This window comes from Cyanobacteria bacterium QS_8_64_29 (assembly GCA_003022125.1).
Classification (GTDB): domain Bacteria; phylum Cyanobacteriota; class Cyanobacteriia; order Cyanobacteriales; family Rubidibacteraceae; genus QS-8-64-29.
On record PXQH01000064.1, the window covers coordinates 13,716 to 35,452 of the forward strand.

Sequence of the window (21,737 nt, forward strand, 5' to 3'; positions counted from 1 at the left end):
GCAACCTAGCTGCACGCGCGAGTGGCAATCGCTAGCTGTGCCTAACAGCCTTGGCTAGCTTGCGCGGGTTTGGTCGGATTCCCGATGGCAATGGGTTTCACTGTCTGGAGAGAAGAGCCTTATGACTAACAGTCCTCCCGAGCAAGAGGAAAAAGTCAGGGTACAAGTCGATAAAGACCCGGTTCCAACTTCAACCGAGAAGTTCGCCAAACCGGGTTGGTTCGACCGGTCCCTGTCCAAGGGTCCCAAAACCACCACCTGGATTTGGAACCTGCACGCAAACGTTCACGATTTCGACACCCAAGGCAATCTGGAAGAAGTTTCGCGCAAAATCTTTAGCGCTCACTTCGGTCACCTGGCGGTGATCTTCATTTGGCTGAGCGGCATGTACTTCCATGGCGCTCGCTTTTCCAATTACGAAGCTTGGTTGAGCGATCCCACCAACATCGATCCCAGCGCACAAGTGGTCTGGCCCGTGGTGGGGCAAGACATCCTCAACGCCGATGTTGGCGGTGGCTTCCAAGGCATCCAGATCACCTCTGGCTTCTTTTACTTGTGGCGGGCCGCTGGCTTCACTGACACCTTCCAGCTCTACTGCACGGCCATCGGCGCGCTCGTCATGGCCGCGCTGATGCTGTTTGCCGGCTGGTTCCACTACCACAAGCGGGCTCCCAAGCTGGAATGGTTCCAGAACGTGGAGTCGATGCTGAACCACCACCTCGCCGGGCTGCTCGGCCTGGGGTCGCTGAGTTGGGCAGGCCACCAAATCCATGTGGCCCTGCCGGTCAACAAAATGCTGAACTCGGGCGTACCGGCCGATGAGATTCCGCTGCCGCACAAGTTCTTGTTCGATAACGAGCGGATGGCGGAGTTGTTCCCCAGCTTCGAGCAGGGGCTGCGACCCTTCTTTACCCTCAATTGGGGCGAGTACGCCGACTTTTTGACCTTCAAAGGCGGCCTCAATCCCCAAACGGGGGGACTGTGGCTGACCGATACCGCTCACCACCACCTGGCGATCGCGGTCCTGTTCATCATTGCGGGCCACATGTACCGCACCAACTGGGGCATCGGTCACAGCATCAAGCAAATTCTGGAGTCCCACAAAGGCCCCCTGACCGGGGAAGGCCACAAGGGCCTCTACGAAACGCTGACCCAGTCCTGGCACGCCCAGCTGGCCATCAACCTGGCCATGTTGGGCTCGGTGACTGTGATCGTGGCTCAGCACATGTACGCCATGCCCCCCTATCCCTACATGGCGACCGATTACGCCACGCAGCTATCGCTGTTTACCCACCACATGTGGATTGGTGCCTTTTTGATCGTGGGGGCAGCCGCGCACGGCGCCATCTTCATGACGCGGGACTACGACCCTGCCAATCACGTCAATAACGTGCTTGATCGCGTCCTGCGCCACCGCGACGCCATCATCTCCCATCTCAACTGGGTCTGCGTCTTTTTGGGCTTCCACAGCTTTGGCCTCTACGTTCACAACGACACCATGCGGGCCCTGGGCCGACCCCAGGACCTGTTCTCGGACTCGGCCATCCAGCTGCAGCCCGTTTTTGCTCAGTGGATCCAAAACCTCCATACAGCGGCACCGGGCGGTACCGCCCCCACCGCAACCGAGCCGGCCAGCGTTGCCTTTGGCGGTGGCGTGGTTGAGGTCGGTGGCAAAGTCGCCATGATGCCCATCGAGCTGGGCACGGCTGACTTTATGGTGCACCACATCCACGCCTTCACCATCCACGTCACCGTCCTGATTCTGCTCAAGGGCGTGCTGTTCGCCCGCAACTCGCGCCTGATTCCGGATAAATCCGAGCTGGGCTTCCGCTTCCCCTGCGACGGCCCCGGCCGCGGCGGGACCTGCCAGGTCTCAGGTTGGGACCACGTCTTTTTGGGACTGTTCTGGATGTACAACGCCCTCTCCATCGTCATCTTTCACTTCAGCTGGAAGATGCAGTCCGATGTTTGGGGCACGGTGGCCCAGGACGGCTCGGTGTCTCACATCACCTCGGGCAACTTTGCCAGCGGGGCCATCACCATCAACGGCTGGTTGCGCGACTTTCTCTGGGCGCAATCCACCGAGGTGATCAACTCTTACGGCTCGGCCCTGTCTGCTTACGGGCTGCTGTTTCTGGGCGCCCACTTTGTCTGGGCCTTCAGCTTGATGTTCCTGTTCAGCGGCCGCGGCTACTGGCAGGAGCTAATCGAGTCCATCGTTTGGGCCCACAACAAGCTCAAGGTGGCGCCCGCCATCCAGCCCCGCGGCCTCAGCATCATTCAGGGGCGCGCTGTGGGTGTCGCCCACTACCTGCTGGGTGGCATCGTGACGACGTGGGCGTTCTTCCTCGCCCGCATCCTGGCGCAGGGATAGATGCGATGGCGATTCGCGGGCTGAGCGCCGGCCCGCGAATCGCTGCCTCCGAACGAGTCGTTGCAGCGAGGAGAGTTTTTAGCCTATGGCTACCAAATTCCCCAAATTTAGCCAGGACCTCGCTCAAGATCCGACAACACGCCGGATCTGGTACGGAATTGCCACGGCCCACGACTTTGAAAGCCACGATGGCATGACGGAGGAAAATCTTTATCAAAAGATTTTTGCTTCCCACTTCGGCCATCTGGCCATCATTTTCCTGTGGACCTCGGGTACGCTTTTCCACGTTGCCTGGCAAGGAAACTTCGAGCGCTGGATCCAAGATCCGCTCAATGTCAGTCCCATCGCCCACGCGGTTTGGGACCCTCACTTTGGCGAGCCCGCCGTGGATGCCTTCACGCAAGCGGGCGCGTCCAACCCGGTTAACATCGCTTATTCCGGGGTCTATCACTGGTTCTATACCATCGGCATGACGGCCAACAGCGACCTCTACCAGGGCGCTGTCTTTTTGCTGCTGCTATCGGCCGTCTTCCTGTTTGCCGGTTGGCTGCACCTGCAGCCCAAGTTCCGGCCCAGCCTGTCCTGGTTCAAAAGCGCCGAGCACCGCCTCAACCACCACCTAGCCGGCTTGTTCGGCGTTAGTTCGCTGGCCTGGGCCGGGCACCTGGTGCACGTGGCCATTCCCGAGTCCCGCGGGCAGCACGTGGGCTGGGACAACTTCCTCTCGGTCAAGCCGCACCCGGAGGGATTGGCCCCGTTCTTTACCGGTAACTGGGGCGTTTACGCCCAAAACCCGGACACGGCCGAGCACGTTTTTGGCACCTCGGAAGGGGCCGGCTCGGCCATCCTGACCTTTTTGGGCGGCTTCCATCCCCAGACCGAATCCCTGTGGCTGACGGATATGGCCCACCACCACTTGGCGATCGCGGTCATATTCATCATCGCCGGCCACATGTACCGGACCAACTTTGGCATCGGGCACAGCATTAAAGAGATGCTCAATGCCAAGACCTTTTTCGGTCGCAACGTGCAGGGGCAGTTCAACCTGCCGCACCAGGGCCTCTACGACACCATCAACAATTCCCTGCACTTCCAGCTGGCGCTCGCGCTAGCGGCAGTGGGGACGGCCGCCTCGCTGGTGGCCCAGCACATGTACTCGCTGCCGCCTTACGCCTTCCTGGCGCGGGACTACACCACCCAGGCGGCGCTCTACACCCACCACCAGTACATTGCGGGCTTTTTGATGGTGGGGGCCTTTGCCCACGGGGCCATCTTCATGGTCCGCGACTACGATCCCGAGCAGAACAAAGGCAACGTGCTGGATCGGGTGCTGCAGCATAAAGAAGCCATCATCTCCCACCTGTCGTGGGTGTCGCTGTTTCTCGGGTTCCACACCCTGGGCCTGTACGTGCACAACGATGTGGTGGTGGCCTTTGGCACCCCCGAAAAGCAAATCCTGATCGAGCCGGTTTTTGCCCAGTTCATCCAGAGCGCCCACGGCAAAGCCCTCTACGGGATGGAGACGTTGCTATCCAACCCCGACAGCATCGCTGCCAACGCCGGCGGTGCCTGGTTGCCGGGCTGGCTGGAGGCCATCAACAGCGGCAATAACTCGCTGTTTTTGAACATCGGGCCCGGTGACTTCCTGGTCCACCACGCCATTGCCCTGGGCCTGCACACCACGACCCTGATCCTGGTCAAAGGCGCCCTAGACGCCCGCGGCTCGAAGCTGATGCCGGACAAGAAAGACTTCGGCTACAGCTTCCCCTGCGATGGCCCCGGCCGCGGTGGCACTTGCGACATCTCGGCCTGGGACGCCTTCTATCTGGCCATGTTCTGGATGCTGAACACCATCGCCTGGGTGACCTTCTACTGGCACTGGAAGCACTTGGGCGTCTGGCAGGGCAACGTCGCGCAGTTCAACGAGAGCTCCACTTACCTGATGGGGTGGCTGCGCGACTACCTCTGGCTCAACTCCGCCCAGCTCATCAACGGCTACAACGCCTTTGGCATGAACAACCTCTCGGTCTGGGCGTGGATGTTCCTGCTGGGCCACCTCATCTGGGCGACGGGCTTTATGTTCCTGATCTCCTGGCGGGGCTACTGGCAGGAGCTGATCGAGACGCTGGTCTGGGCGCACGAGCGGACGCCGCTGGCCAATCTCGTCCGCTGGAAGGACAAGCCCGTGGCCATGTCCATCGTTCAAGGCCGCCTGGTCGGGTTGGCCCACTTCACCGTCGGCTACATCCTGACCTACGCCGCCTTCCTGATCGCCTCGACGGCCAGCAAGTTCGGCTAGCGCCGCTTGCCTGACCGTCGCGCTCCCCAAAAAGGCCCCCTGCCTTCTGGCAGGGGGCCTTTCGCGATCTCGGGGATTGGGCGGGGATTAGGAGGCCAGCATCTCCACCGAGAGCCGCTTAAAGGTCAGCCGCTCGGCCTCGACATCGATGTAGATGGTGTCGCCGTCGTGGTAGTCGCCGCGCAGGATGCCCTGGGCGATACTGGTCTCGAGGTGGCGCCGCACGGCCCGCCGCAGCGGGCGAGCGCCGTAGACCGGGTCAAAGCCCGCCTCGGCCAGAAAGTCCAGTGCCCCCTCCGAGAGGCGCAGCGAGAGCTTTTGCTCCTGCAGGCGCTGCTCCAGCTGCTGTACCTGCAGCCGGACGATCTGGCGCAGTTGCGCTTGGCTCAGCGCCCGGAAGATGATCGTCTCATCGATGCGGTTGAGGAACTCGGGCCGGAACTGCTCCTGCATGGCCTCCAGCACGCGAGTGCACATCTCCTCGTAGCGGCTCTCATCGCCGGCCACATCCAGGATCAGCTGCGAGCCGATGTTGCTGGTCATGATGATGATGGTGTTGCGAAAGTCCACCACCCGGCCCTGGCCGTCGGTCAGCCGGCCGTCATCGAGTACCTGCAGCAGGATGTTGAAAACGTCGTAGTGCGCTTTCTCGATCTCGTCGAACAGGATCACCGAGTAGGGCCGGCGCCGGATGGGCTCGGTCAGCTGGCCGCCTTCCTCGTAGCCCACGTAGCCCGGCGGCGCCCCGATCAGGCGCGACATGGAGTGCTTCTCCATGTACTCGGACATATCCAGGCGCACCAGCGCGCTCTCGGTATCGAACAGGTTCTCGGCCAGGGCTTTGGCCAGCTCGGTCTTGCCCACCCCAGTGGGGCCTAGGAAGATGAAGCTGGCCGTGGGGCAGTTGGGATCGGCCAAGCCCGAGCGCGAGCGCTGGATGGCCTCGGCGACCGAGCGCACGGCCTCGTCTTGGCCCACCACGCGCTGGTGCAGCTCGTTTTCTAGGTACAGCAGCTTTTCTTTCTCCGAGGCCATGAGCTTGCTGATGGGAATGCCGGTCCATTTGGAGACGGTCTCGGCAATGTCGGCCTCGGTGACCTCCTCGCGCAGCAGCGTGCTGCCCGAGCGCTGCATCTGCTCGAGCTTGGCCTCGGCCGCCTCGCGCTGCTGCTGCAGCTCGTTCATGCGCCCGTAGCGCAGCTCAGCGGCGCGGTTGAGGTCGTAGGCGCGCTCGGCCTGCTGGATCTCGAGATTGACCTGGTCCATCGTTTCTTTGATGGACTGCAGCTCGTCGATGACTTCTTTCTCCGACTCCCATTGCGCCTTGAGCTGGTTTTGCTGCTCTTTGAGATCGGCCAGTTCGCGATCCAGGGTCTCGAGGCGCTCCTGGGAGGCCGAATCGCTCTCTTTCTGCAGCGAGAGCCGCTCCATCTCGCGCTGCAGGATCTTGCGCTCGATTTCATCCAGCTCTTCGGGTTTGGAGGTGATCTCCATTTTGAGCTTGGCGGCTGCCTCGTCGGTGAGGTCGATGGCTTTATCGGGCAGGTAGCGATCACTGATGTAGCGATCGGAGAGCGTCGCCGCCGAGACCAGCGCCGTGTCGGCGATCTTGACGCCGTGGTGGACCTCGTAGCGCTCTTTGAGTCCGCGCAGGATGGAGATGGTGTCCGCCACGCTGGGCTCATCAACATAAACGCCCTGGAAGCGCCGCTCCAGCGCGGCGTCTTTTTCGATGTACTTGCGGTACTCATCCAGGGTCGAGGCGCCGATGCAGCGCAGCTCCCCGCGCGCCAGCATGGGCTTGAGCAGGTTGCTGGCATCCATGGCGCCGTCGGTGGCGCCTGCGCCCACCACGGTGTGGATCTCGTCAATAAAGGTAACGATCTGCCCTTCGGAGTCTTTAATCTCGTTGAGGACCGCTTTGAGGCGCTCCTCAAACTCGCCGCGGTACTTGGCACCCGCCACCAGCGCGCCCATATCCAGCGCGATCACTTGGCGATCGCGCAGGGATTCGGGGACGTCGCCGTTGACGATGCGCTGGGCCAGCCCCTCGACAATGGCCGTTTTGCCCACCCCGGGCTCGCCCATCAGCACAGGGTTGTTTTTGGTGCGGCGCGAGAGGATCTGCACCGTGCGGCGGATTTCGTCATCGCGCCCGATGACCGGATCGAGCTTGCCTTGCTGCGCCCACTCGGTCAGGTCGCGGCCGTATTTCTCCAGCGCTTCGTACTTGCCTTCGGGGTTGGGATCGCTCACGCGCTGGGAACCGCGGATCTGCTGGATAGCTTGCTGCAGGTGGCTCTCCTGCAGGCCCAGGTCCGACAGCAGCGACTTGCCGAAGCGCTCGTCCTGGGCATAGGCTAGAACCAAATGTTCGACGGAGATGTAGTCATCGCCCCAAGCCTGGCGCTGCTGCTCGGCCCGGTCCAGCAGCGCGTCCAGGCTTTTGCCCAAATACACCGAGCCTTCCACGTTGGAGACCTGGGGCTGGCGCTTGATAAAGGCATCGGTGCGCTCGTGCAACCGATCAATCTCAACGCCAGCCTTATCGAAAATGCTGGCGGCCAACCCTCGCTGCTCAAGCAGCGATTTGAACAGGTGCTCAGTCTCGATTTGTTGGTGGCGGTTTTGCTTGGCCAGCTCGGGGACGCTGGCGATGACTTCCCAAGCTTTTTCGGTGAACTGATTGGGGTTGGTGGGTTGCATACCGGATCCCTCCTAACGGCTGGCTGCCCAATGGGTCGCTGCGACTGGTTGGGTTTGCTTTAATTTTAGTGAGCCGCCAGCCCAGTTTCTGGCCTGCGAGCCCTACTGGGGCAGTAGGGTTTTCCGTTCCTCGATGGCCCGATGATCTATCTGCCAGTTTCGTCGCTGCTGTTCCTGCTGCTGCTGGTTTTGGTGCCGCTACTGTGGGCGGCGCTGGCCATCGACATCGTCCGCATCGCAGCGACCAAGTTGGGCTTTGCCCCCGAGGTGGCCGTGCCGCTGCTGCTGGCGATCGTGCTGGGCAGCACCATCAACCTGCCGCTCTACCGCAAAGAGGCTGAGGTGGAGCTCGTCGATGACATCGCGGCGCTGTTCCAGCGCCAGTTCTGGGGCATCCCGCTGCCTCGGATCAAGCGCTCGATGGTGGTGGCGCTCAATGTTGGCGGCGGCCTCATTCCCACCCTGCTGGCGCTCTACCAGCTGCAGCAAGCCAATGCCGCCGCCATTTTGGCCGTGACGGCGCTCGTGACGGCTGTCAGCTACTTTGCCGCCCAGGTCGTGCCCGGCATCGGCATTCAGATGAACCCGCTGCTGGCGCCGCTAACCGCGGCGGCGGCCGCGCTGATCCTGCAAGATGCAGCGCCTGTGGCAGTAAGCAATCCCTCGGCGGTTGCCTTTGCCGGCGGCATCCTGGGCACCCTGTTGGGCGCGGACCTGCTCCACCTCAAGGATTTGAACGACGCTAGCGGCGGCGTCCTCAGCATTGGCGGTGCCGGGGTGTTCGATGGCATTGCCCTGTGCGGGCTAATCGCGCTGCTGCTGACCTGAGCATCCTCCGTTAAAATGCAGGCGCCCGCTCGTTGGAGTCGCCATGGCCAAGATCGTCAGCCGCCGCCCGCTGGGCCAGCAGCCGGTCTATGACATCGGCGTTGCCCGGGACCACAACTTCGTCCTGGCCGATGGGTCGGTGGCCTCAAACTGCTTTAACAAGTCCCACTCCACCGCCTACGCCTACATTACCTACCAGACGGCGTACCTCAAGGCCAATTACCCGGTGGAGTACATGGCCGCGCTGCTATCGGCCAACAGCGACAGTACCGACAAAATCGAAAGATACATCGAAACCTGCCAGCGGATGGCGATCGCGGTCGAGCCGCCCGATATCAACCGCTCGCAGGTGAGCTTCACCCCTGTGGGCGATGCCATTCTGTTTGGGCTCTCGGCGGTGCGCAACGTGGGTCACAGCGCCATCGAAAATATCCTGGCAGCGCGCGAGCAAGCCGGCGGGGCCTTCCAGTCGCTCGCCGATCTGTGCGCGCGCGTCGATTTGCAAACAGTCAACCGCCGCGCCCTGGAATCGCTGATCTACTGCGGTGCCCTGGACTGCCTGGGCAGCAACCGCAACCAGCTCATCTGCAGCCTCGAGCCCATGCTGAAGTGGGCCCAGGGCCGGGCGCGCGCGCGCAATAGCGGGCAGTTTAGCTTATTTGAGGCCGATGCCTCGAGTTCGGAGACGGATGGCTTCGCCGATGCCCCGGTCCTGGAAAACGTCGCCGATTTCTCGCCGGCGGATAAGCTCAAGCAAGAAAAGGACCTGCTGGGATTCTACGTCTCCGACCATCCGCTCAAAGCCACCCGCCAGGCCGCTCGGGTGTTTGCCCCCGTCAGCCTGGGCGAGCTGGGGGGCTACGAGGCCAAGCAAGCGGTCAGCGCGCTCGCCCTAGTGGCCGAAGCCAAGCCCGTCACGACCAAAAAAGGTGATCGCATGGCCTTCGTCACGCTCGAGGATCTCTCCGGGCAGGCCGAGGGTGTGGTCTTTCCGGATGCCTACGAGCGCATCGGATCGCTGCTGGAGGCGGACGCACGCCTGATCGTTTGGGGCAAAGTCGATTGGCGCAACGAGCAGCCGCAGCTGCTGGTCGACGATGCCGAGACCGTGGAGCGCGTCCGCATGGTGGTGGTGGATCTCACGCCGCAGCAGGCAGCCGACCGGCAAGCCTTGCGCCGGTTGCAAGATACCCTACAGTCGCAATCGGGCGAGCGCGCCCCGGCGCGCGTCCCGGTAGTAGGGGCCATTGGCGATGGCAGCCGCCAGCAATTCGTGCGCTTTGGGCCCCGCTACTGGGTGCCCGACGATGGCGAGGCCGTGGAGCGGCTCAACGCCATGGGCTTTAGCGCGCGGGCGGCTGCCTTGATGGGCCAGCGCTAGAAGGGGATGTCGTCGAGGTTGGCCTCGGACTCGGCAGCGGCACTGGTCTCGGGCACTCGGGCGGCTGTACCGGCCTCGCTCGATCCGGTGGCGCCGGTTTCGGCCTCGCCCGCTGAGGCACTGGCCAGCGCCGCTAGGGGATGGATGCGGTAGGCAATCAGCTCGGTCCGCTTCTCTTTAAATCCCTCCGGCCGGTCGATGGCGTTCATTTGCAGGCGCCCCTCAATGATGAGGCGATCGCCAACGGCGCGCTCCTGCTGGATCCGGGTGGCCAAGTTGCCCCAGCCAACGACTTTGACCGTGGCCGGGGGATCGTCCTGGCGCAACCCCGGAAACTCCACCAGCATCTCGGCCACCGGGGTCTGGTTGTCCTGGGTGTAGCGCAGCTCCGGTGCGCTGGCGACCTGCGCCATCAGGATGCAGCTATTCATGGCAGCGGCGTAGAATCGGGTCGGCTCTAGCTTAGCCGCGCTGGGAACCCTCAGGCGCTGCCCACCTCAACCGCCTGCTCGCGCTCGATGAAGTCTTGCACGCGCTGGCAGTAATCCTGCAGTATCCGCTCCACCCAGTCGCGGTCCTCACCGTTGGCAAAGACGTGCACCAGCGGCTCGCTGGCATCCGGCAGCACCAGCACCCAGTCGTCGCCGCTCCCGTGGGCGATCTTGACGCCATCGATCAGCGCTAGGTGATCGGCAGCGTGCGTCTCAACCAAGTGGCGCATCAGGCTGCCCTTGACGGCCCAGGGGCAGTGCATGGTGTGGGATTGGTGGCAGACCTGGGGCAGCCCCTTGCGGATCTCGGCCAGCGAGCGCTCCTGCACGGTGATCAGCTCGATGAGCTTGGCAATGCAGAACATGGCATCGAAGCCCGGATGCAGCTGCGGAAAGATAAAGCCCGTCTCGCCACTGCCGCCCAAAATGGCATTGGGCCGCTGCTGGATGGCTTCCATCAGGGCCGTGGGATTGGCTTTGGTGCGCACGACATTGCCGCCGTGTCGTTCGGCAATGCGCTCGACCGTGCTGGCGGCATGCACCGGCACCACGACCGTGCGGCGCGGGTGCGAGGCCAACAGGGTCTCCACCATCAGCGCCGTCAGCAGCTCGCCGCGAATGGGCGTGCCGGTCTCGTCCACCAGCGTTAGCTGCTCGCCGTTGGCTGCCACTTGCGCGCCAAAAGTGGCGCTCAGGGCCCCCACCACCTGGCCCAGCTGGCCGAGCAGGGTCTCGCGCTCCTGGGCCGAGAGGGCCGTCTGGCTGAGCGTGGCGTTGAGCACCACGGCATCGCAGCCGAATTTGGCCATCAGGCGCGGCAGGACGGCCCCCGAGACCGCATAGGCATAGTCAATGACGACCTTGGCGCGGCTGTTGCGCACCGCCTCGACGTTGAGGTTGGCCTCAAACCCGCGGCTGTAGGCATCCAGAATCTGGCTGGGATAGGTCATGTTCCCAATATCGGGAATTTGCACGCGCCGCAGATCCTCTTTGAAGTAGGTGCCCTCCAATTTCTTTTCTTTGGCCTTGGGCAAATCGATGCCGCTGGCGTCAAAAAACTCCAGCAGCATGCTGTCGGTTCGGCTGGGATGGAGCCGTACGTGAATGCCGCCCCAGACCCCCAACTGCGGCACCAAGGTCCGTGCAATGGGAACGGCCGTGGCCTCTAGGTTTTGAATGTTGACCCCAGCCGACATCAACCCCGATACCAGCGAGCGCGTCACCATGCGCGAGACGCTGCGCTGGTCACGCGAGACTGTCACGCTCGCGCCCGGCGGCAGGGTGGAACCGTAAGCCGCCCCCAGCTTGACGGCGAATTCAGGGGTGATGTCGATGTTGGCAATGCCGGTCACCCCCTGCTGCCCGAACAGGTTGCGCTGGGCCATGTTGCCCCAAATCAAGCTGATGTTGAGGATGGCCCCCGACTCGATGCGCTTGTTGGGCCAGACGCGGACGTTGGAGGCGATCAGGGCTTCCTCGCCCACTGTCGAGAGCGTGCCCACCGTCGCCCCTTCCAGGACTTGGGCGCGGCGGCCGACGCGGCAGCCGCGCGCGATGGTGCAAGCTCGCAGGCTGGCCTGCTCGCCGATGGTGGCCCCACTCCAGACCACCGGGTGCTTGAGATCGGCTTCGGCGCCTACTGTGACGTCGTCCCCCAACACCGTTCCGGCGCCGATTTTGACGTTGGGGCCAATGCGGCAGTTATTGCCGATCGCAACGGGGCCCTCAATCTGGGCGCTGGGATCGATAGCGGTGCGCTCGCCCACCCAGAGTCCCGCCTCACGCTGTGGATAGTCAAACTCGAGCGCCACCTGCCCGTTGAGCGCGTCGTACTGGGACTCGCGATAGGCGTTGAGGTGGCCGACATCGCACCAGTAACCGTCGGCAATAAAGCCGTACATGGGGTCGCCCTGGGCCAGCAGTTGCGGGAACAGATCGGTGGAGAAGTCGCTCTCTTCGCCCTCGGGCAGGTAGTCCAGCACCTCGGGCTCTAGGATGTAGGTGCCGGTGTTGACCGTATCCGAAAAGATTTCGCTGCTAGCCGGCTTTTCCAGGAAGCGGTTGATGCGGTAGTCGCTATCGGTAATGACGACGCCAAAGTCCACCGGATTGGGCACGCGCGCGAGCACCAGCGTTGCCTTGGACTGCTTTTGCCGGTGAAAGGCGAGGGCCGCGCTCAGATCGAAATCGGTGATGCTGTCACCGCTGATGACGATAAAACTCTCATCGAGCAAGTTGCTGATGTTTTTGACCGATCCGGCCGTGCCCAGCGCTTGGTCTTGCTCGATGGCGTAGGTCATCGAGACTCCAAACTCGCTGCCATCCTGAAAGTAGTCGCGGATGGCATCGGGAATGTAGTGGAGCGTTGCAACGATTTCCTCAACGCCGTGCCGCTTGAGCAAGCGGATGATGTGCTCGGCAATGGGGCGGTTGAGCACCGGCACCATGGGCTTGGGCAAATCGCAAGTCAGCGGCCTCAACCTTGTCCCCGAGCCGCCCGCCATCAACACTGCCCGCATAGAGCCTCCTTACGCACGCGCTTGCGGGATGCGCTCGCTGCATCCGCCCGGGCGGATCGTTGCTGGCAGCCCACTTCTGCCGGTGGGACGCGCCATGGGCGCTAGTGATAGATTGGACAATCCAAACGGATTTTAACATCGGCTCATCCGCTCGCTCAAAAGCGGGCCAGCCGCGCTGCGTTGGGAGCACGCGAACCATGGGAACGTTGTTGGGGATCGTTTTGCTGGTCGCTTACGGCGCCGGCGTTTGGCGTTTCTGGCGCGGGTTCGAGCGCACCAACTTTGACCCCACGCTGGCCAATCGCCTGGGCCTCTCGCTGCTGTGGCCGGCCCTGATCTGGAACGGGCGCTACCGCCGCAACTTCACCAAGGCCCTCAAAGGCTGAGCGCGCTGCCGCCGGCTGCCATGGGACGCATCTGGCTCATTGGGGGCACCCGCGATAGCGCCCGCGCAGCCGAGGTGATCGCAGCCCTGGGCCTCCCCTGCACCGTCACGGTGGCGAGCGCACCGGCAGCAGCCCTCTACCCCCAGACCCCTTACCTGCAGGTCCGCGTGGGCCGCATGGCGCCAGAGGCGCTGGATGGGTTCTTGCAGCAGGCGGGCATCGCGGCGGTGGTCGATGCCTCCCACCCCCATGCCAGCGCCATCTCGCAGGGGGCCATGACAGCGGCAGCGCGGCAGGGGGTTCCCTACCTGCGCTACGAGCGCCCCGAGTTACCCGCGGGCGCTGGCACGAGCGAGTTCCCCAACTTCGAGGCGCTCCTGGCCAGCGATCGCCTGCGGGGCGAGCGCGTGCTGCTGGCGGTAGGGTATCGCCCCCTGGCGCGCTTTGCCCCCTGGCAAGAGGCAGCAACGCTGTTCGCGCGGGTGCTGCCCAGGGCGCCATCGCTGCAAGCCGCACAAGAAGCAGGCTTTAGCCCGGATCGCATCGTGGCGCTGCGGCCGCCGCTGGGTGCCGAGCTGGAGCGGGCGCTCTGGCGGCACTGGCAGGTTTCGTTGGTGGTAACTAAAGCCTCGGGTAGTACTGGCGGCGAAGCCATCAAACGGCGCGTTGCCGCGGAGCTGGGCGTGCCGCTGATCGCGATCGCGCGGCCGCAGCTAGCCTACCCGCAGCAAACGAGCGAGCTGCAGGAAGTGGTGGCCTTTTGCCGCCGCCAGCTAGCACCATAAAGGCAGCAGCAACGCAATGGCACCTGCCATGCCCGAAGCCTTCCCGCCCGAGGTGCGCGATCGCATCTGCCAGCACATGAACCAGGACCACGGCGATGCCCTGGTGCTCTACGCGCAAACCTTCGGCGATGCCCCCGCCACTGAATCGGCGCGCCTGGTCTCCATCGACCGCAACGGCATGGATCTGGCGGCGCAGCTCGGCGATTGCCAGGTTCCGCTCCGCATTACCTTCGACCATCCCCTCGAGGGGGCTGAGGATGCCCACTACACCCTCATTGACATGCTGCAGCGCGCCCGGCAGCAGCAGGAGGCTAGCGGTTGAGCTTCCAGAGCGCGCTGGAGATCCAGTTGGTGGTCACGTGCGCCACGATGGGCACCAGTAAGTTGCCGCTCAGGACGGCAGCTGTGCCCAGCAGCGCGCCCACGCAGGTGGCCCAGACGACGTAGGGCCACTGTTGGATGCCGCCCAGGTGCAGGCTGCCAAACAGCAAGCTAGTGACGGCCACGGCGGCGGCATCGCCGCCCAGCGCCGGCAGCATCAAGCCCCGGAATAGCAACTCCTCGCTCAGGCCCGGCAGCAGCCCCAACCAGATCAGATCCGGCCACACCAGCGGCTCCAGCACCAGCGTCAGGTAGGCGCGGGCGCTGCGGCGGTAAGCCGGCCACCAGCGATAGAGCAGGCTGCTCGCCCCCGCGATTGCTAGCGCCAGTGCCAGCCCCAAGCCCAGCGCCGGCGCGCTCGCGCGCCACGGCAGCAGCGCCGGCGAGCCCAGCGCCTGCCAGGCTTTGGTTACTGCCAGCAACAGCACGGCCGTCATGCCCATGACGGCTAGGACTTGCGGGCGCGTGAGCGGATCGATCTCGGGGGTGTTGGAGTCAGGCACGAGCCAAGCGTGTGAGCGCGTTCTAGGGAAGGTGCAGGGCGGTCTCGTCCAAGCCAGCGCGCTGGGCGACCAAGACCCCCAGCGCCTCTAGGTACGAGTGTACTGGAATGGCAGCCATGCCCAAGCGCTCGGGCGGCACTTGCATGCGGGTGGCGTTCTGGGCCACGCTCACAATGCGGGCGCCGCGATCGCTGAGGCCCAGCAGGGCGCTTCCGCCGCAGGCATCCGCCGGCGCCACCACCGCATCGACCGCATCCGCCCAGATGGCCTCGGCGGCGCCCGCCGTCCGCTGGGTGGCAAACTGCGGTGCCCGAGCCAGGCCCACCAGCACGCTGGGCAAAAACGTGTAGCCCAGCTCCTCGGCGGCGGCGCGCGGCGCCACTTGCGCGTCCACTGGTAGCGGCGCCAGGGCGGGGGCATGGGCGCACGGGAGGCCGAAGGTGTGCACGACCAAGTGCGAGATGACCGCCTCGGCCCCCGCCAGCGGATCCACTCCCTGGCCGTGGCGGTAGGCCTGCGCCTGGGGGCCATGGGCGCCGTCGGGAAAGCGGGCGATCACGGCGATCGCCTCGGCACCGTCATCGCGGATGGCGCGCTCGGCCGCGCGCAGCAGGCTATCGGGATTGCCCAACGTGCCCCAACTGGCGCCAGAGGGGGCCTGCCGCAGCGTCACCTCGAGCGGCGCGTCCGTCACCCGGCACTCGTCCACCTCCAGGCCCAGGGTGGCCCGCGCGGCGTCGGCGGCTTGGGCGTGCCGCCAGCGCAGCTCGGGTTCCATGCCGGCATCCAGCACGGGCACGACCCGGTTGCGGCGGACCGGGCGCAGGCCCCACTCGCCGGCGGCAAAGCGGTCCAGGCCGTACCCTTCCACGTAGAGCAGGTTGGGCTCGGGCCAGTAGAGCTGGGCCCCGTTGAGGACGTTGGGATGAGTAATGGCGCGATCAGCAACCTGGGCGATGGCGCGGGCCATCGGCAGGGCATCGCCGGCGTAGCCGCCGATGGCAGCCCCCACGCCGGTGGGCACGATCGCAACGACCGTGTAGGGGCGCGCGAGCGGCACGGACTAGTCGCCTGCGGTTACGATGGCCTCGACGCGCCCGCGCTGGCGATCGGCCGAGACCGCCACAATGGCCCAACGCAGCGGCCGGCCGTAGCGGCGCAGCTCGGCCTCAACGGCTGAGCGCAGTTGTGCGCCGCTGCGCCCGGCAAGCGCCACCTCGGTCTCGACCCAGTGCGTTTCCATCAGGAGGGTTGAGCGAACTGCCGCTGGTAGACCGTCTCTTCGTGCTCGGACTCAATGGCGAGCTCGGAGCGCGGGTAAGCGACGCACAGCAGCGCGTAGCCCTCTTGCTGCAGCTCGGGCGAGACGCTCATCCCCTCGCTTTGGTCGACGCTCCCCGACAGGACGCGCGCGGCGCAGGTCGTGCACACCCCAGACTGGCAGGCACTGGGCAGATCGATATCGGCCGCGTAAGCGGCCTCCAAAATGGTTTGGTCTTCCGGCACCGCGAGGGTGTAGGTCTCGCCGCGGTGGTAGAGCTCGACCGTATGGGTTGCGGACATAGGAGCGCTCGCTCAGCACTGCTTGTATTGGGACGCGCTGGGGCCGCGAACGTCAACCCCCTCGGCATCCGTTTGGCCCCCGAGCGAGCGGTCTCGATCCCGGGGCAGCGGTCATTCGTTGAGGGCCTCGGCCCCCGAGACGACCTCCAGAATTTCTTGGGTGATGGCTGCCTGCCGCGCCTTGTTGTACTGCACGGTCAGGTTTTGGATCAGCTCTTGGGCATTGTCGCTGGCGTTGTTCATGGCAGTCATGCGAGCGGCGAGCTCGCTAGCGGCTGCCTCTTGCAGCGCCCGCAGCAGTTGGTTGTTGAGATACAGCGGAAGCAGGGCATCCAGGATTTGGGCGGGATCCTGCTCGAAGATCATATCCTGCGGGAACGACCGCACCTCGGCGCTGACCGATTCCCGCTCCACCTGGAAGTCGCCGCCGCGTGTGGTCAGGCGAAAGATCTCGTCGTCCGAGGGTTCCAGCCCTTGCGGATCGAGCGGCAGCAGGGTCTGGACCACCGGGCGCGAGCTCACCAGCGAAACGAATTTGGTGTAGATCAGCTCCACCCGGTCGACGGACTCCGACAGAAACAGCGACAGCAGCTCGTCGGCGATCTGGGAGGCCTCGCCCGCAGTGGGAATTTGCTCTAAGTTGGCGTAGGTGGCATCAATGGGCGCGTTGCGCCGCTGGAAGTGCTGGATGGCTTTGCTGCCCACCAGCACGTATTGGTAGTTGATGCCCTCAGCTTGCAGCTGTTGGGCGCGGCGCTCGGCGCGCTTGATGATGTTGCTGTTGTAGGCACCGCAGAGGCCGCGATCGCCCGAGACCACCAATAGCGCCACCGTGTTGGGCTCCCGCTGCTGCAGCAGCGGCAGATCCAGGTCCTCGAACTGCAGGCGCGCTTGCAGCCCGTAGAGCACCTGGGCCAGGCGATCGGCAAAGGGGCGCGTGGAGGTGACCTGCTCTTGGGCGCGCCGCACCTTGGCCGCAGCGACCAGGCGCATGGCTTCTGTAATTTTTTGGGTGTTTTGGACCGAGCTGATGCGATCGCGGATGCTTTTGAGATTCGCCATGGTTTCGCGCGCGACGGCGGCAGGAGGGAGTGGGCAAAGCGCCCGGGAGCGGCTGCCCGCTCCCGAGCGACTGGCGGCTTAGCTGGCCGAGGCCTGGAAGGTTTGCTTGTACTCGCTGATGGCCTCGCGCACGAGCCGATCGGCTTCGTCGGTCATCTTTTTCTCGCTGGTAATGACCTCGCCGAATTGTGGCTTGCTGTCGGTGACGTAGCGGCGCAGCCCCGAGATGAAGTCGGTCACCTGCTCCAGGGGCAAGTCATCGAGGTAGCCATTGGTACCGGCATAGACCACCGCAATCTGCTCGGGGACTGAGAGGGGGTTGTTCTGCGACTGCTTGAGCATCTCGCGCAGCCGCTGGCCGCGAGCTAGCTGCTGCTGAGTGGATTTGTCCAGATCGGAGGCGAACTGCGAAAAGGCCTCGAGCTCGGCAAACTGGGCCAGCTCCAGTTTGAGCTTGCCGGCTACCTGCTTGACGGCCTTGATTTGGGCCGAGGAGCCCACCCGCGAGACCGAGATGCCCACGTTGATGGCGGGCCGATTGCCGGCGTTGAACAAATCCGAGGACAGAAAGATCTGGCCGTCAGTAATGGAGATGACGTTGGTGGGGATGTAGGCCGAAACGTCGCCGGCCTGGGTCTCGATGATGGGCAGCGCCGTCATGCTGCCGCCGCCCAGTTCGTCGTTGAGCTTGGCGGCCCGCTCCAGCAGGCGCGAGTGCAGGTAGAACACGTCCCCCGGGTAGGCTTCGCGGCCCGGCGGGCGGCGCAGCAGCAGCGACAGCTGCCGGTAGGATTGGGCTTGCTTGGTTAGGTCGTCGAACACCACCAGGGTGGATTTGCCCTGGTACATAAAGTGCTCGGCCATGCTGGCGGCCGCGTAGGGGGCCAGGTACTGCAGCGTGGCCGGGTCGTTGGCATTGGCCGCCACGATGGTGGTGTAGTCCAGCGCGCCGGCTTCCTCCAGCTGGCTTGCGATTTGCGCCACGGTCGAGGCTTTCTGGCCGATGGCAACGTAGATGCAGATGACATCCTCGTTTTTCTGATTGAGGATGGTGTCGATGCCGATGGCCGTCTTGCCGGTTTGGCGATCGCCGATGATGAGCTCGCGCTGGCCTCGCCCGATGGGGATCATGGTGTCGATGGCCGTGATCCCGGTTTGGAGCGGTTCGTCAACCGATTGCCGATCGATAATGCCGGGTGCTGGCGACTCGATCAGCCGGCTCTCGCTGGTTTGAATCTCGCCCTTGCCATCGAGGGGGCGCGCCAGCGTGTCGACGACCCGGCCGATGAGGGCGTCACCCACCGGCACCTGAGCGATCCGGCCGGTAGCGGTCACCGAGCTGCCTTCCTGAATGCCGATGCCATCGCCCATGAGCACGGCGCCGACGTTGTCTTCTTCCAGGTTGAGCGCAATGCCCACCGTGCCGTCTTCAAACTCGAGCAGCTCGCTCGCCATGACCTGATCCAGGCCGTAGATGCGGGCGACGCCATCGCCTACTTGCAGGACTGTCCCCACGTTGGAGACCTGGACCTGCTGGTCGTACTGCTCGATTTGCTGGCGAATGACGCTGCTGATTTCGTCCGGTTTGATGCTAACCATGGTGTTGCTGGAGTCTGGATGTGCGTTGTTGCTGCAAGCGTAACGGTCGTTGGGACTAGCCGACGGCGCCGCTCATCTGCAGGCTCATGCGGCGCAGCTGCCCGCGCAGGCTGGCATCGAGCACCTGCGAGCCCACCTGCACGATCACCCCGCCAATGAGCTCGGGATCGTAGCTGAGCTCGAGCTCGACATCGCGCGCACCGGTCATGGCCTTGACGCGCTCGGTGACCTGCTGGCGCTGGGACTCGCTCAGCTCGGCAGCTGCGGTTACTTGCGCCAGGGCCGTCTGATTGAGCTCGCGCAGCAGCGCCAGGTAGCGGCGGGCAATGCCGGCGGCGAACATTAGGCGCTTTTTATCGGCCAGCAGCCGCAGAAAGTTCTGCAGGTAGGAATGGGTGCTGTCACCGGCAATCCTTTGCAGGACGGCTTGTTTGTCGCCGGCCGCGATCAACGGATTGGCCAAAAAGGCCTGCAGCTCTTGGGAGCCCTCCAGGAGCTCCAGCAAGCTGCGCAGGTCCTGACCGAAGCACTCGGTCAGGTTATGGGCGCGCGCCAGCGACATCAGGGCGTCGGCGTAGGGCTCGACAACCTCGGCGCTCAAGCGGCTGCTTGTCATTGCTTGCCTCCCAACTGCGCTAGCGAGCGATCGATCAGTTTCTGTTGGAGCGAGGCATCCAGGCGCTGCCGCAGCTGCTGCTCCGCCCGCTCCATGGCCAGCGCTGCGACCCGCTCGCGGATCTCGCGAACGGCGCGATCGCGCTCAGCATCCACATCCTGCACTGCCGACTGCCGCATGCGCTCGATTTCGCGATCGGTTTCGTCCAGGATGCGCTGCTTGACGTTTTGGGCGCTTTGCTGGGCCGATTCGCGGATGCGCTGGGCCTCATCTTGGGCTTGCTCGAGCTTCTTTTGGGCATCGGCCAGCGTGGCGGCAGCATCCGAAGCGCGCTGCTCGGCTTGTTGGATGTCGCCCTCAATGCGCGAGCGCCGCTGGCTGAGGATGTTGCCCAAAAACCGGCGGCCGAAGTAATACAGGATGCCCAGAATGAGGAGCAGGTTGATCGCGTTGGTCTCGAGCGGATCGAAGTTGAAGTGGAGGCCGCCGCCTTCGGCCGCTGCCACCAATGTGGGTGCGTACGCTTCTAGGTTTGCCATCATCCTTTACCTGTGCGTTGCCCGTTCCCCCACTCGGGAACCAATTTCGCCAGAATTTGACCGCTGAGCGCATCAGCTTGCTGCTCCAGCGACTGGAGCGCTTCGCGCTTTTGGGCCCTGACTTCCTCAGCAGCTTCCTCGCGCTGGCTTTGCACTTCCTGCTGGGCGCGGGCAATTTTGTCGCTAGCTTGCTGCTGGGCCTGCTCCTGGGCCTCGGCAACAATCTGCTGCGACTGCTGGCGCGCCTCTTTGAGGCGATCCTCGTACTGTTGGGCGAGCTGTTGCGCTTGCTGCTCGCGCTCGCGCGCCGCTTCCAGCGTTTGGCGGACGTATTCGGCGCGCCCGTCGATCGCCTGCGTTAGGGGCTTGTAGAAAACGGCATTGAGGATGGCGACCAAGATCAAAAACTGGATTGCCATCAGCGGCAAGGTGGCATCGAAATTGAACAGGCCCGCTTCCGATGCCGGCGCCGCCTCAGCGGCTAGCAGAACCATTCCCATCATTCGTTCGCTTGAAGGTGTATGGGGTTTAGCTGCCCCGGCCCAAGGGCCGGGGCAGACGGGATTAGGCGAAGGGATTGGCAAACAGCAGCACCAGCGCCACAACGAGTCCGTAAATGGTGAGCGCCTCCATAAAGGCCAAGCTCAGCAGCAAGGTGCCGCGAATCTTGCCCTCAGCCTCGGGCTGGCGGGCAATGCCTTCCACGGCTTGACCGGCGGCATTGCCTTGACCCACACCCGGCCCGATGGCAGCCAGGCCAACGGCGAGGGCCGCAGCAACGACGGAAGCAGCAGTAATATCCATGACGGGTATCCTCGAATCAAATTGCGTAACGACAGATAGCACGCCCGTTCATTGAACGCTAAAACGGGGCGTTTGGAAAGCCCAATGGCGCAATCGATCGGCCGATGGCACCATCGCAGCTGCGCTCACTCGGCCTCGCCGGGAACTTCCAGCGCTTCGCCAACGTAGGCAGCCGCCAGCGTGGCAAAGATCAAAGCCTGAATGGCGCTTGTGAACAGCCCCAATGCCATGACAGGCAGCGGGACGAACAGCGGTACCAACAGTACCAGAACGGCAACAACCAGCTCGTCGGCCAGGATGTTGCCAAACAGGCGGAAGCTCAGCGAGATGGGCTTGGTGAACTCCTCCAGGATGTTGATGGGCAGCAAGATGGGCGTAGGCTCAATGTACTTTTTGAAATAACCCAACCCGCGTTTGCTGAAACCGGCGTAAAAGTACGCCAGCGAGGTCAGCAAGGCTAACCCGAGCGTGGTGTTGATGTCGTTGGTGGGGGCAGCCAGCTCGCTCTCGGGCAGCTCGACGAGCTTCCACGGAACGAGCGCCCCCAACCAATTGGACACGAAAATGAACAGAAACAGCGTCCCGACAAAAGGCACCCAGGGACGGTACTCTTTCTCCCCAATTTGGTTTCGGGCAATGTTGCGAACGAACTCCAGCGCGTATTCCATGAAGTTCTGGAAACCGCTCGGGACGCGCTGGAGGTTGCGCGTGGCGATCCAGGCGGCGGCGATCAGAATCGCCATGACGATCCAGGTGGTAATAAAGACCTGACCGTGGACCGTCACGTTGCCGATTTGCCAATAGAGGTGCTCGCCCACCTCCAGCTCGGCCTCGGCTAGTATAGGGGCACCGACCCCCTCCCAATAGGGCGTAACAGTCATTGCGCTCCGCTTGCTCCCAA

21 protein-coding genes are annotated in these 21,737 nt (G+C 63.9%); 7 read left to right on the plus strand and 14 right to left on the minus strand.

All coding sequences use genetic code 11. From position 1 onward, the window contains the following. Positions 1-121 precede the first annotated feature (121 nt). Both psaA and psaB read left to right on the plus strand, forming a co-directional pair. Complete coding sequence (psaA, locus tag BRC58_10375) at positions 122-2,374, plus strand: photosystem I core protein PsaA (GenBank protein ID PSP15972.1); 2,253 nt, start codon at positions 122-124, stop codon at positions 2,372-2,374. An 85-nt stretch (positions 2,375-2,459) separates the two neighbouring features. After that, positions 2,460-4,673 carry a photosystem I core protein PsaB gene (gene psaB / locus BRC58_10380; protein ID PSP15973.1) on the plus strand — a complete coding sequence of 738 codons (2,214 nt, stop codon included), beginning with the start codon at positions 2,460-2,462 and terminating at the stop codon, positions 4,671-4,673. An 87-nt stretch (positions 4,674-4,760) separates the two neighbouring features. On the opposite strand, the gene clpB is transcribed toward psaB, so the two are convergent. Continuing rightward, positions 4,761-7,379, minus strand: coding sequence for an ATP-dependent chaperone ClpB (gene clpB, locus BRC58_10385; protein PSP15974.1), 2,619 nt, complete (start codon positions 7,377-7,379; stop codon positions 4,761-4,763). A gap of 141 nt (positions 7,380-7,520) precedes the next feature. Between clpB and BRC58_10390 the strand changes: the two genes are divergently transcribed. Further along, positions 7,521-8,207, plus strand: coding sequence for a hypothetical protein (locus BRC58_10390; protein PSP15975.1), 687 nt, complete (start codon positions 7,521-7,523; stop codon positions 8,205-8,207). Positions 8,208-8,250: 43 nt separating this feature from the next. Further along, positions 8,251-9,588: a trans-splicing intein-formed DNA polymerase III subunit alpha C-terminal partner DnaE-C gene (locus BRC58_10395; GenBank protein PSP15976.1), complete on the plus strand. Its 1,338-nt coding sequence runs from the start codon at positions 8,251-8,253 to the stop codon at positions 9,586-9,588. Here BRC58_10395 and BRC58_10400 read toward each other — a convergent pair. Both BRC58_10400 and BRC58_10405 read right to left on the minus strand, forming a co-directional pair. Beyond that, positions 9,585-10,019 carry a single-stranded DNA-binding protein gene (locus BRC58_10400; protein ID PSP15977.1) on the minus strand — a complete coding sequence of 145 codons (435 nt, stop codon included), beginning with the start codon at positions 10,017-10,019 and terminating at the stop codon, positions 9,585-9,587. The two genes, BRC58_10395 and BRC58_10400, sit on opposite strands and share 4 nt — an antisense overlap. A 50-nt stretch (positions 10,020-10,069) precedes the next feature. Then, positions 10,070-12,598, minus strand: a complete 2,529-nt coding sequence (locus BRC58_10405; GenBank protein PSP15978.1) for a mannose-1-phosphate guanylyltransferase — start codon at positions 12,596-12,598, stop codon at positions 10,070-10,072. Positions 12,599-12,795: 197 nt separating this feature from the next. On the opposite strand from BRC58_10405, the gene BRC58_10410 reads away from it, so the two are divergent. The 3 genes from BRC58_10410 to BRC58_10420 are packed head-to-tail and all read left to right on the plus strand — an operon-like array spanning position 12,796 to position 14,091. Further along, the gene (locus BRC58_10410) at positions 12,796-12,984 is read left to right on the plus strand and encodes a hypothetical protein (protein PSP16032.1); all 189 of its coding nucleotides are present in this window, start codon (positions 12,796-12,798) and stop codon (positions 12,982-12,984) included. 20 nt (positions 12,985-13,004) lie between these two features. Next, entirely contained in the window at positions 13,005-13,769 is a 765-nt protein-coding gene (locus BRC58_10415) for a cobalt-precorrin-6A reductase (protein PSP15979.1), read from the plus strand. Between the two features lie 28 nt (positions 13,770-13,797). Next, complete coding sequence (locus BRC58_10420) at positions 13,798-14,091, plus strand: heme iron utilization protein (GenBank protein PSP16033.1); 294 nt, start codon at positions 13,798-13,800, stop codon at positions 14,089-14,091. On the opposite strand, the gene BRC58_10425 is transcribed toward BRC58_10420, so the two are convergent. The 11 genes from BRC58_10425 to BRC58_10475 form a co-directional block, all read right to left on the minus strand. Continuing rightward, entirely contained in the window at positions 14,081-14,653 is a 573-nt protein-coding gene (locus BRC58_10425; protein ID PSP15980.1) for a CPBP family intramembrane metalloprotease, read from the minus strand. The genes BRC58_10420 and BRC58_10425 overlap by 11 nt on opposite strands. Before the next feature lie 22 nt (positions 14,654-14,675). Further along, entirely contained in the window at positions 14,676-15,713 is a 1,038-nt protein-coding gene (locus BRC58_10430) for a hypothetical protein (protein ID PSP15981.1), read from the minus strand. A gap of 3 nt (positions 15,714-15,716) precedes the next feature. Next, on the minus strand, positions 15,717-15,896 hold the full coding sequence (locus BRC58_10435) for a hypothetical protein (GenBank protein ID PSP15982.1): 180 nt from the start codon (positions 15,894-15,896) through the stop codon (positions 15,717-15,719). After that, positions 15,896-16,216 (minus strand): ferredoxin, encoded by a 321-nt coding sequence (locus BRC58_10440; protein ID PSP15983.1) that lies wholly within the window; start codon positions 16,214-16,216, stop codon positions 15,896-15,898. Before BRC58_10440 ends, BRC58_10435 begins: the two co-directional genes overlap by 1 nt. A 111-nt stretch (positions 16,217-16,327) precedes the next feature. Then, positions 16,328-17,278, minus strand: coding sequence for a F0F1 ATP synthase subunit gamma (locus tag BRC58_10445; GenBank protein PSP15984.1), 951 nt, complete (start codon positions 17,276-17,278; stop codon positions 16,328-16,330). Between the two features lie 78 nt (positions 17,279-17,356). Then, positions 17,357-18,877, minus strand: coding sequence for a F0F1 ATP synthase subunit alpha (gene atpA, locus BRC58_10450; protein ID PSP15985.1), 1,521 nt, complete (start codon positions 18,875-18,877; stop codon positions 17,357-17,359). Positions 18,878-18,932: 55 nt separating this feature from the next. Continuing rightward, positions 18,933-19,493 (minus strand): F0F1 ATP synthase subunit delta, encoded by a 561-nt coding sequence (locus tag BRC58_10455; GenBank protein PSP15986.1) that lies wholly within the window; start codon positions 19,491-19,493, stop codon positions 18,933-18,935. Continuing rightward, a complete protein-coding gene (gene atpF, locus BRC58_10460; GenBank protein PSP15987.1) occupies positions 19,490-20,032 on the minus strand; it encodes an ATP synthase F0 subunit B in 543 nt (180 codons plus the stop codon). Before atpF ends, BRC58_10455 begins: the two co-directional genes overlap by 4 nt. Further along, positions 20,032-20,535 (minus strand): F0F1 ATP synthase subunit B', encoded by a 504-nt coding sequence (locus BRC58_10465; GenBank protein ID PSP15988.1) that lies wholly within the window; start codon positions 20,533-20,535, stop codon positions 20,032-20,034. The genes atpF and BRC58_10465 overlap by 1 nt, the downstream gene beginning before the upstream one ends. Positions 20,536-20,596: 61 nt before the next feature. Further along, a complete protein-coding gene (atpE, locus tag BRC58_10470) occupies positions 20,597-20,836 on the minus strand; it encodes an ATP synthase F0 subunit C (GenBank protein ID PSP15989.1) in 240 nt (79 codons plus the stop codon). A 125-nt stretch (positions 20,837-20,961) separates the two neighbouring features. Next, the gene (locus BRC58_10475) at positions 20,962-21,717 is read right to left on the minus strand and encodes a F0F1 ATP synthase subunit A (GenBank protein PSP15990.1); all 756 of its coding nucleotides are present in this window, start codon (positions 21,715-21,717) and stop codon (positions 20,962-20,964) included. Positions 21,718-21,737 lie beyond the last annotated feature (20 nt).

Excerpts from the sequence above, each read along its gene's own strand:
- psaA (PSP15972.1), top strand. The coding sequence starts at position 122 with ATGACTAACAGTCCTCCCGAGCAAGAGGAAAAAGTCAGGGTACAAGTC.
- psaB (PSP15973.1), top strand. The coding sequence starts at position 2,460 with ATGGCTACCAAATTCCCCAAATTTAGCCAGGACCTCGCTCAAGATCCG.
- clpB (PSP15974.1), bottom strand. The coding sequence starts at position 7,379 with ATGCAACCCACCAACCCCAATCAGTTCACCGAAAAAGCTTGGGAAGTC.
- BRC58_10390 (PSP15975.1), top strand. The coding sequence starts at position 7,521 with ATGATCTATCTGCCAGTTTCGTCGCTGCTGTTCCTGCTGCTGCTGGTT.
- BRC58_10395 (PSP15976.1), top strand. The coding sequence starts at position 8,251 with ATGGCCAAGATCGTCAGCCGCCGCCCGCTGGGCCAGCAGCCGGTCTAT.
- BRC58_10400 (PSP15977.1), bottom strand. The coding sequence starts at position 10,019 with ATGAATAGCTGCATCCTGATGGCGCAGGTCGCCAGCGCACCGGAGCTG.
- BRC58_10405 (PSP15978.1), bottom strand. The coding sequence starts at position 12,598 with ATGCGGGCAGTGTTGATGGCGGGCGGCTCGGGGACAAGGTTGAGGCCG.
- BRC58_10410 (PSP16032.1), top strand. The coding sequence starts at position 12,796 with ATGGGAACGTTGTTGGGGATCGTTTTGCTGGTCGCTTACGGCGCCGGC.
- BRC58_10415 (PSP15979.1), top strand. The coding sequence starts at position 13,005 with ATGGGACGCATCTGGCTCATTGGGGGCACCCGCGATAGCGCCCGCGCA.
- BRC58_10420 (PSP16033.1), top strand. The coding sequence starts at position 13,798 with ATGCCCGAAGCCTTCCCGCCCGAGGTGCGCGATCGCATCTGCCAGCAC.
- BRC58_10435 (PSP15982.1), bottom strand. The coding sequence starts at position 15,896 with ATGGAAACGCACTGGGTCGAGACCGAGGTGGCGCTTGCCGGGCGCAGC.
- BRC58_10440 (PSP15983.1), bottom strand. The coding sequence starts at position 16,216 with ATGTCCGCAACCCATACGGTCGAGCTCTACCACCGCGGCGAGACCTAC.
- BRC58_10445 (PSP15984.1), bottom strand. The coding sequence starts at position 17,278 with ATGGCGAATCTCAAAAGCATCCGCGATCGCATCAGCTCGGTCCAAAAC.
- atpA (PSP15985.1), bottom strand. The coding sequence starts at position 18,877 with ATGGTTAGCATCAAACCGGACGAAATCAGCAGCGTCATTCGCCAGCAA.
- BRC58_10455 (PSP15986.1), bottom strand. The coding sequence starts at position 19,493 with ATGACAAGCAGCCGCTTGAGCGCCGAGGTTGTCGAGCCCTACGCCGAC.
- atpF (PSP15987.1), bottom strand. The coding sequence starts at position 20,032 with ATGGCAAACCTAGAAGCGTACGCACCCACATTGGTGGCAGCGGCCGAA.
- BRC58_10465 (PSP15988.1), bottom strand. The coding sequence starts at position 20,535 with ATGATGGGAATGGTTCTGCTAGCCGCTGAGGCGGCGCCGGCATCGGAA.
- atpE (PSP15989.1), bottom strand. The coding sequence starts at position 20,836 with ATGGATATTACTGCTGCTTCCGTCGTTGCTGCGGCCCTCGCCGTTGGC.
- BRC58_10475 (PSP15990.1), bottom strand. The coding sequence starts at position 21,717 with ATGACTGTTACGCCCTATTGGGAGGGGGTCGGTGCCCCTATACTAGCC.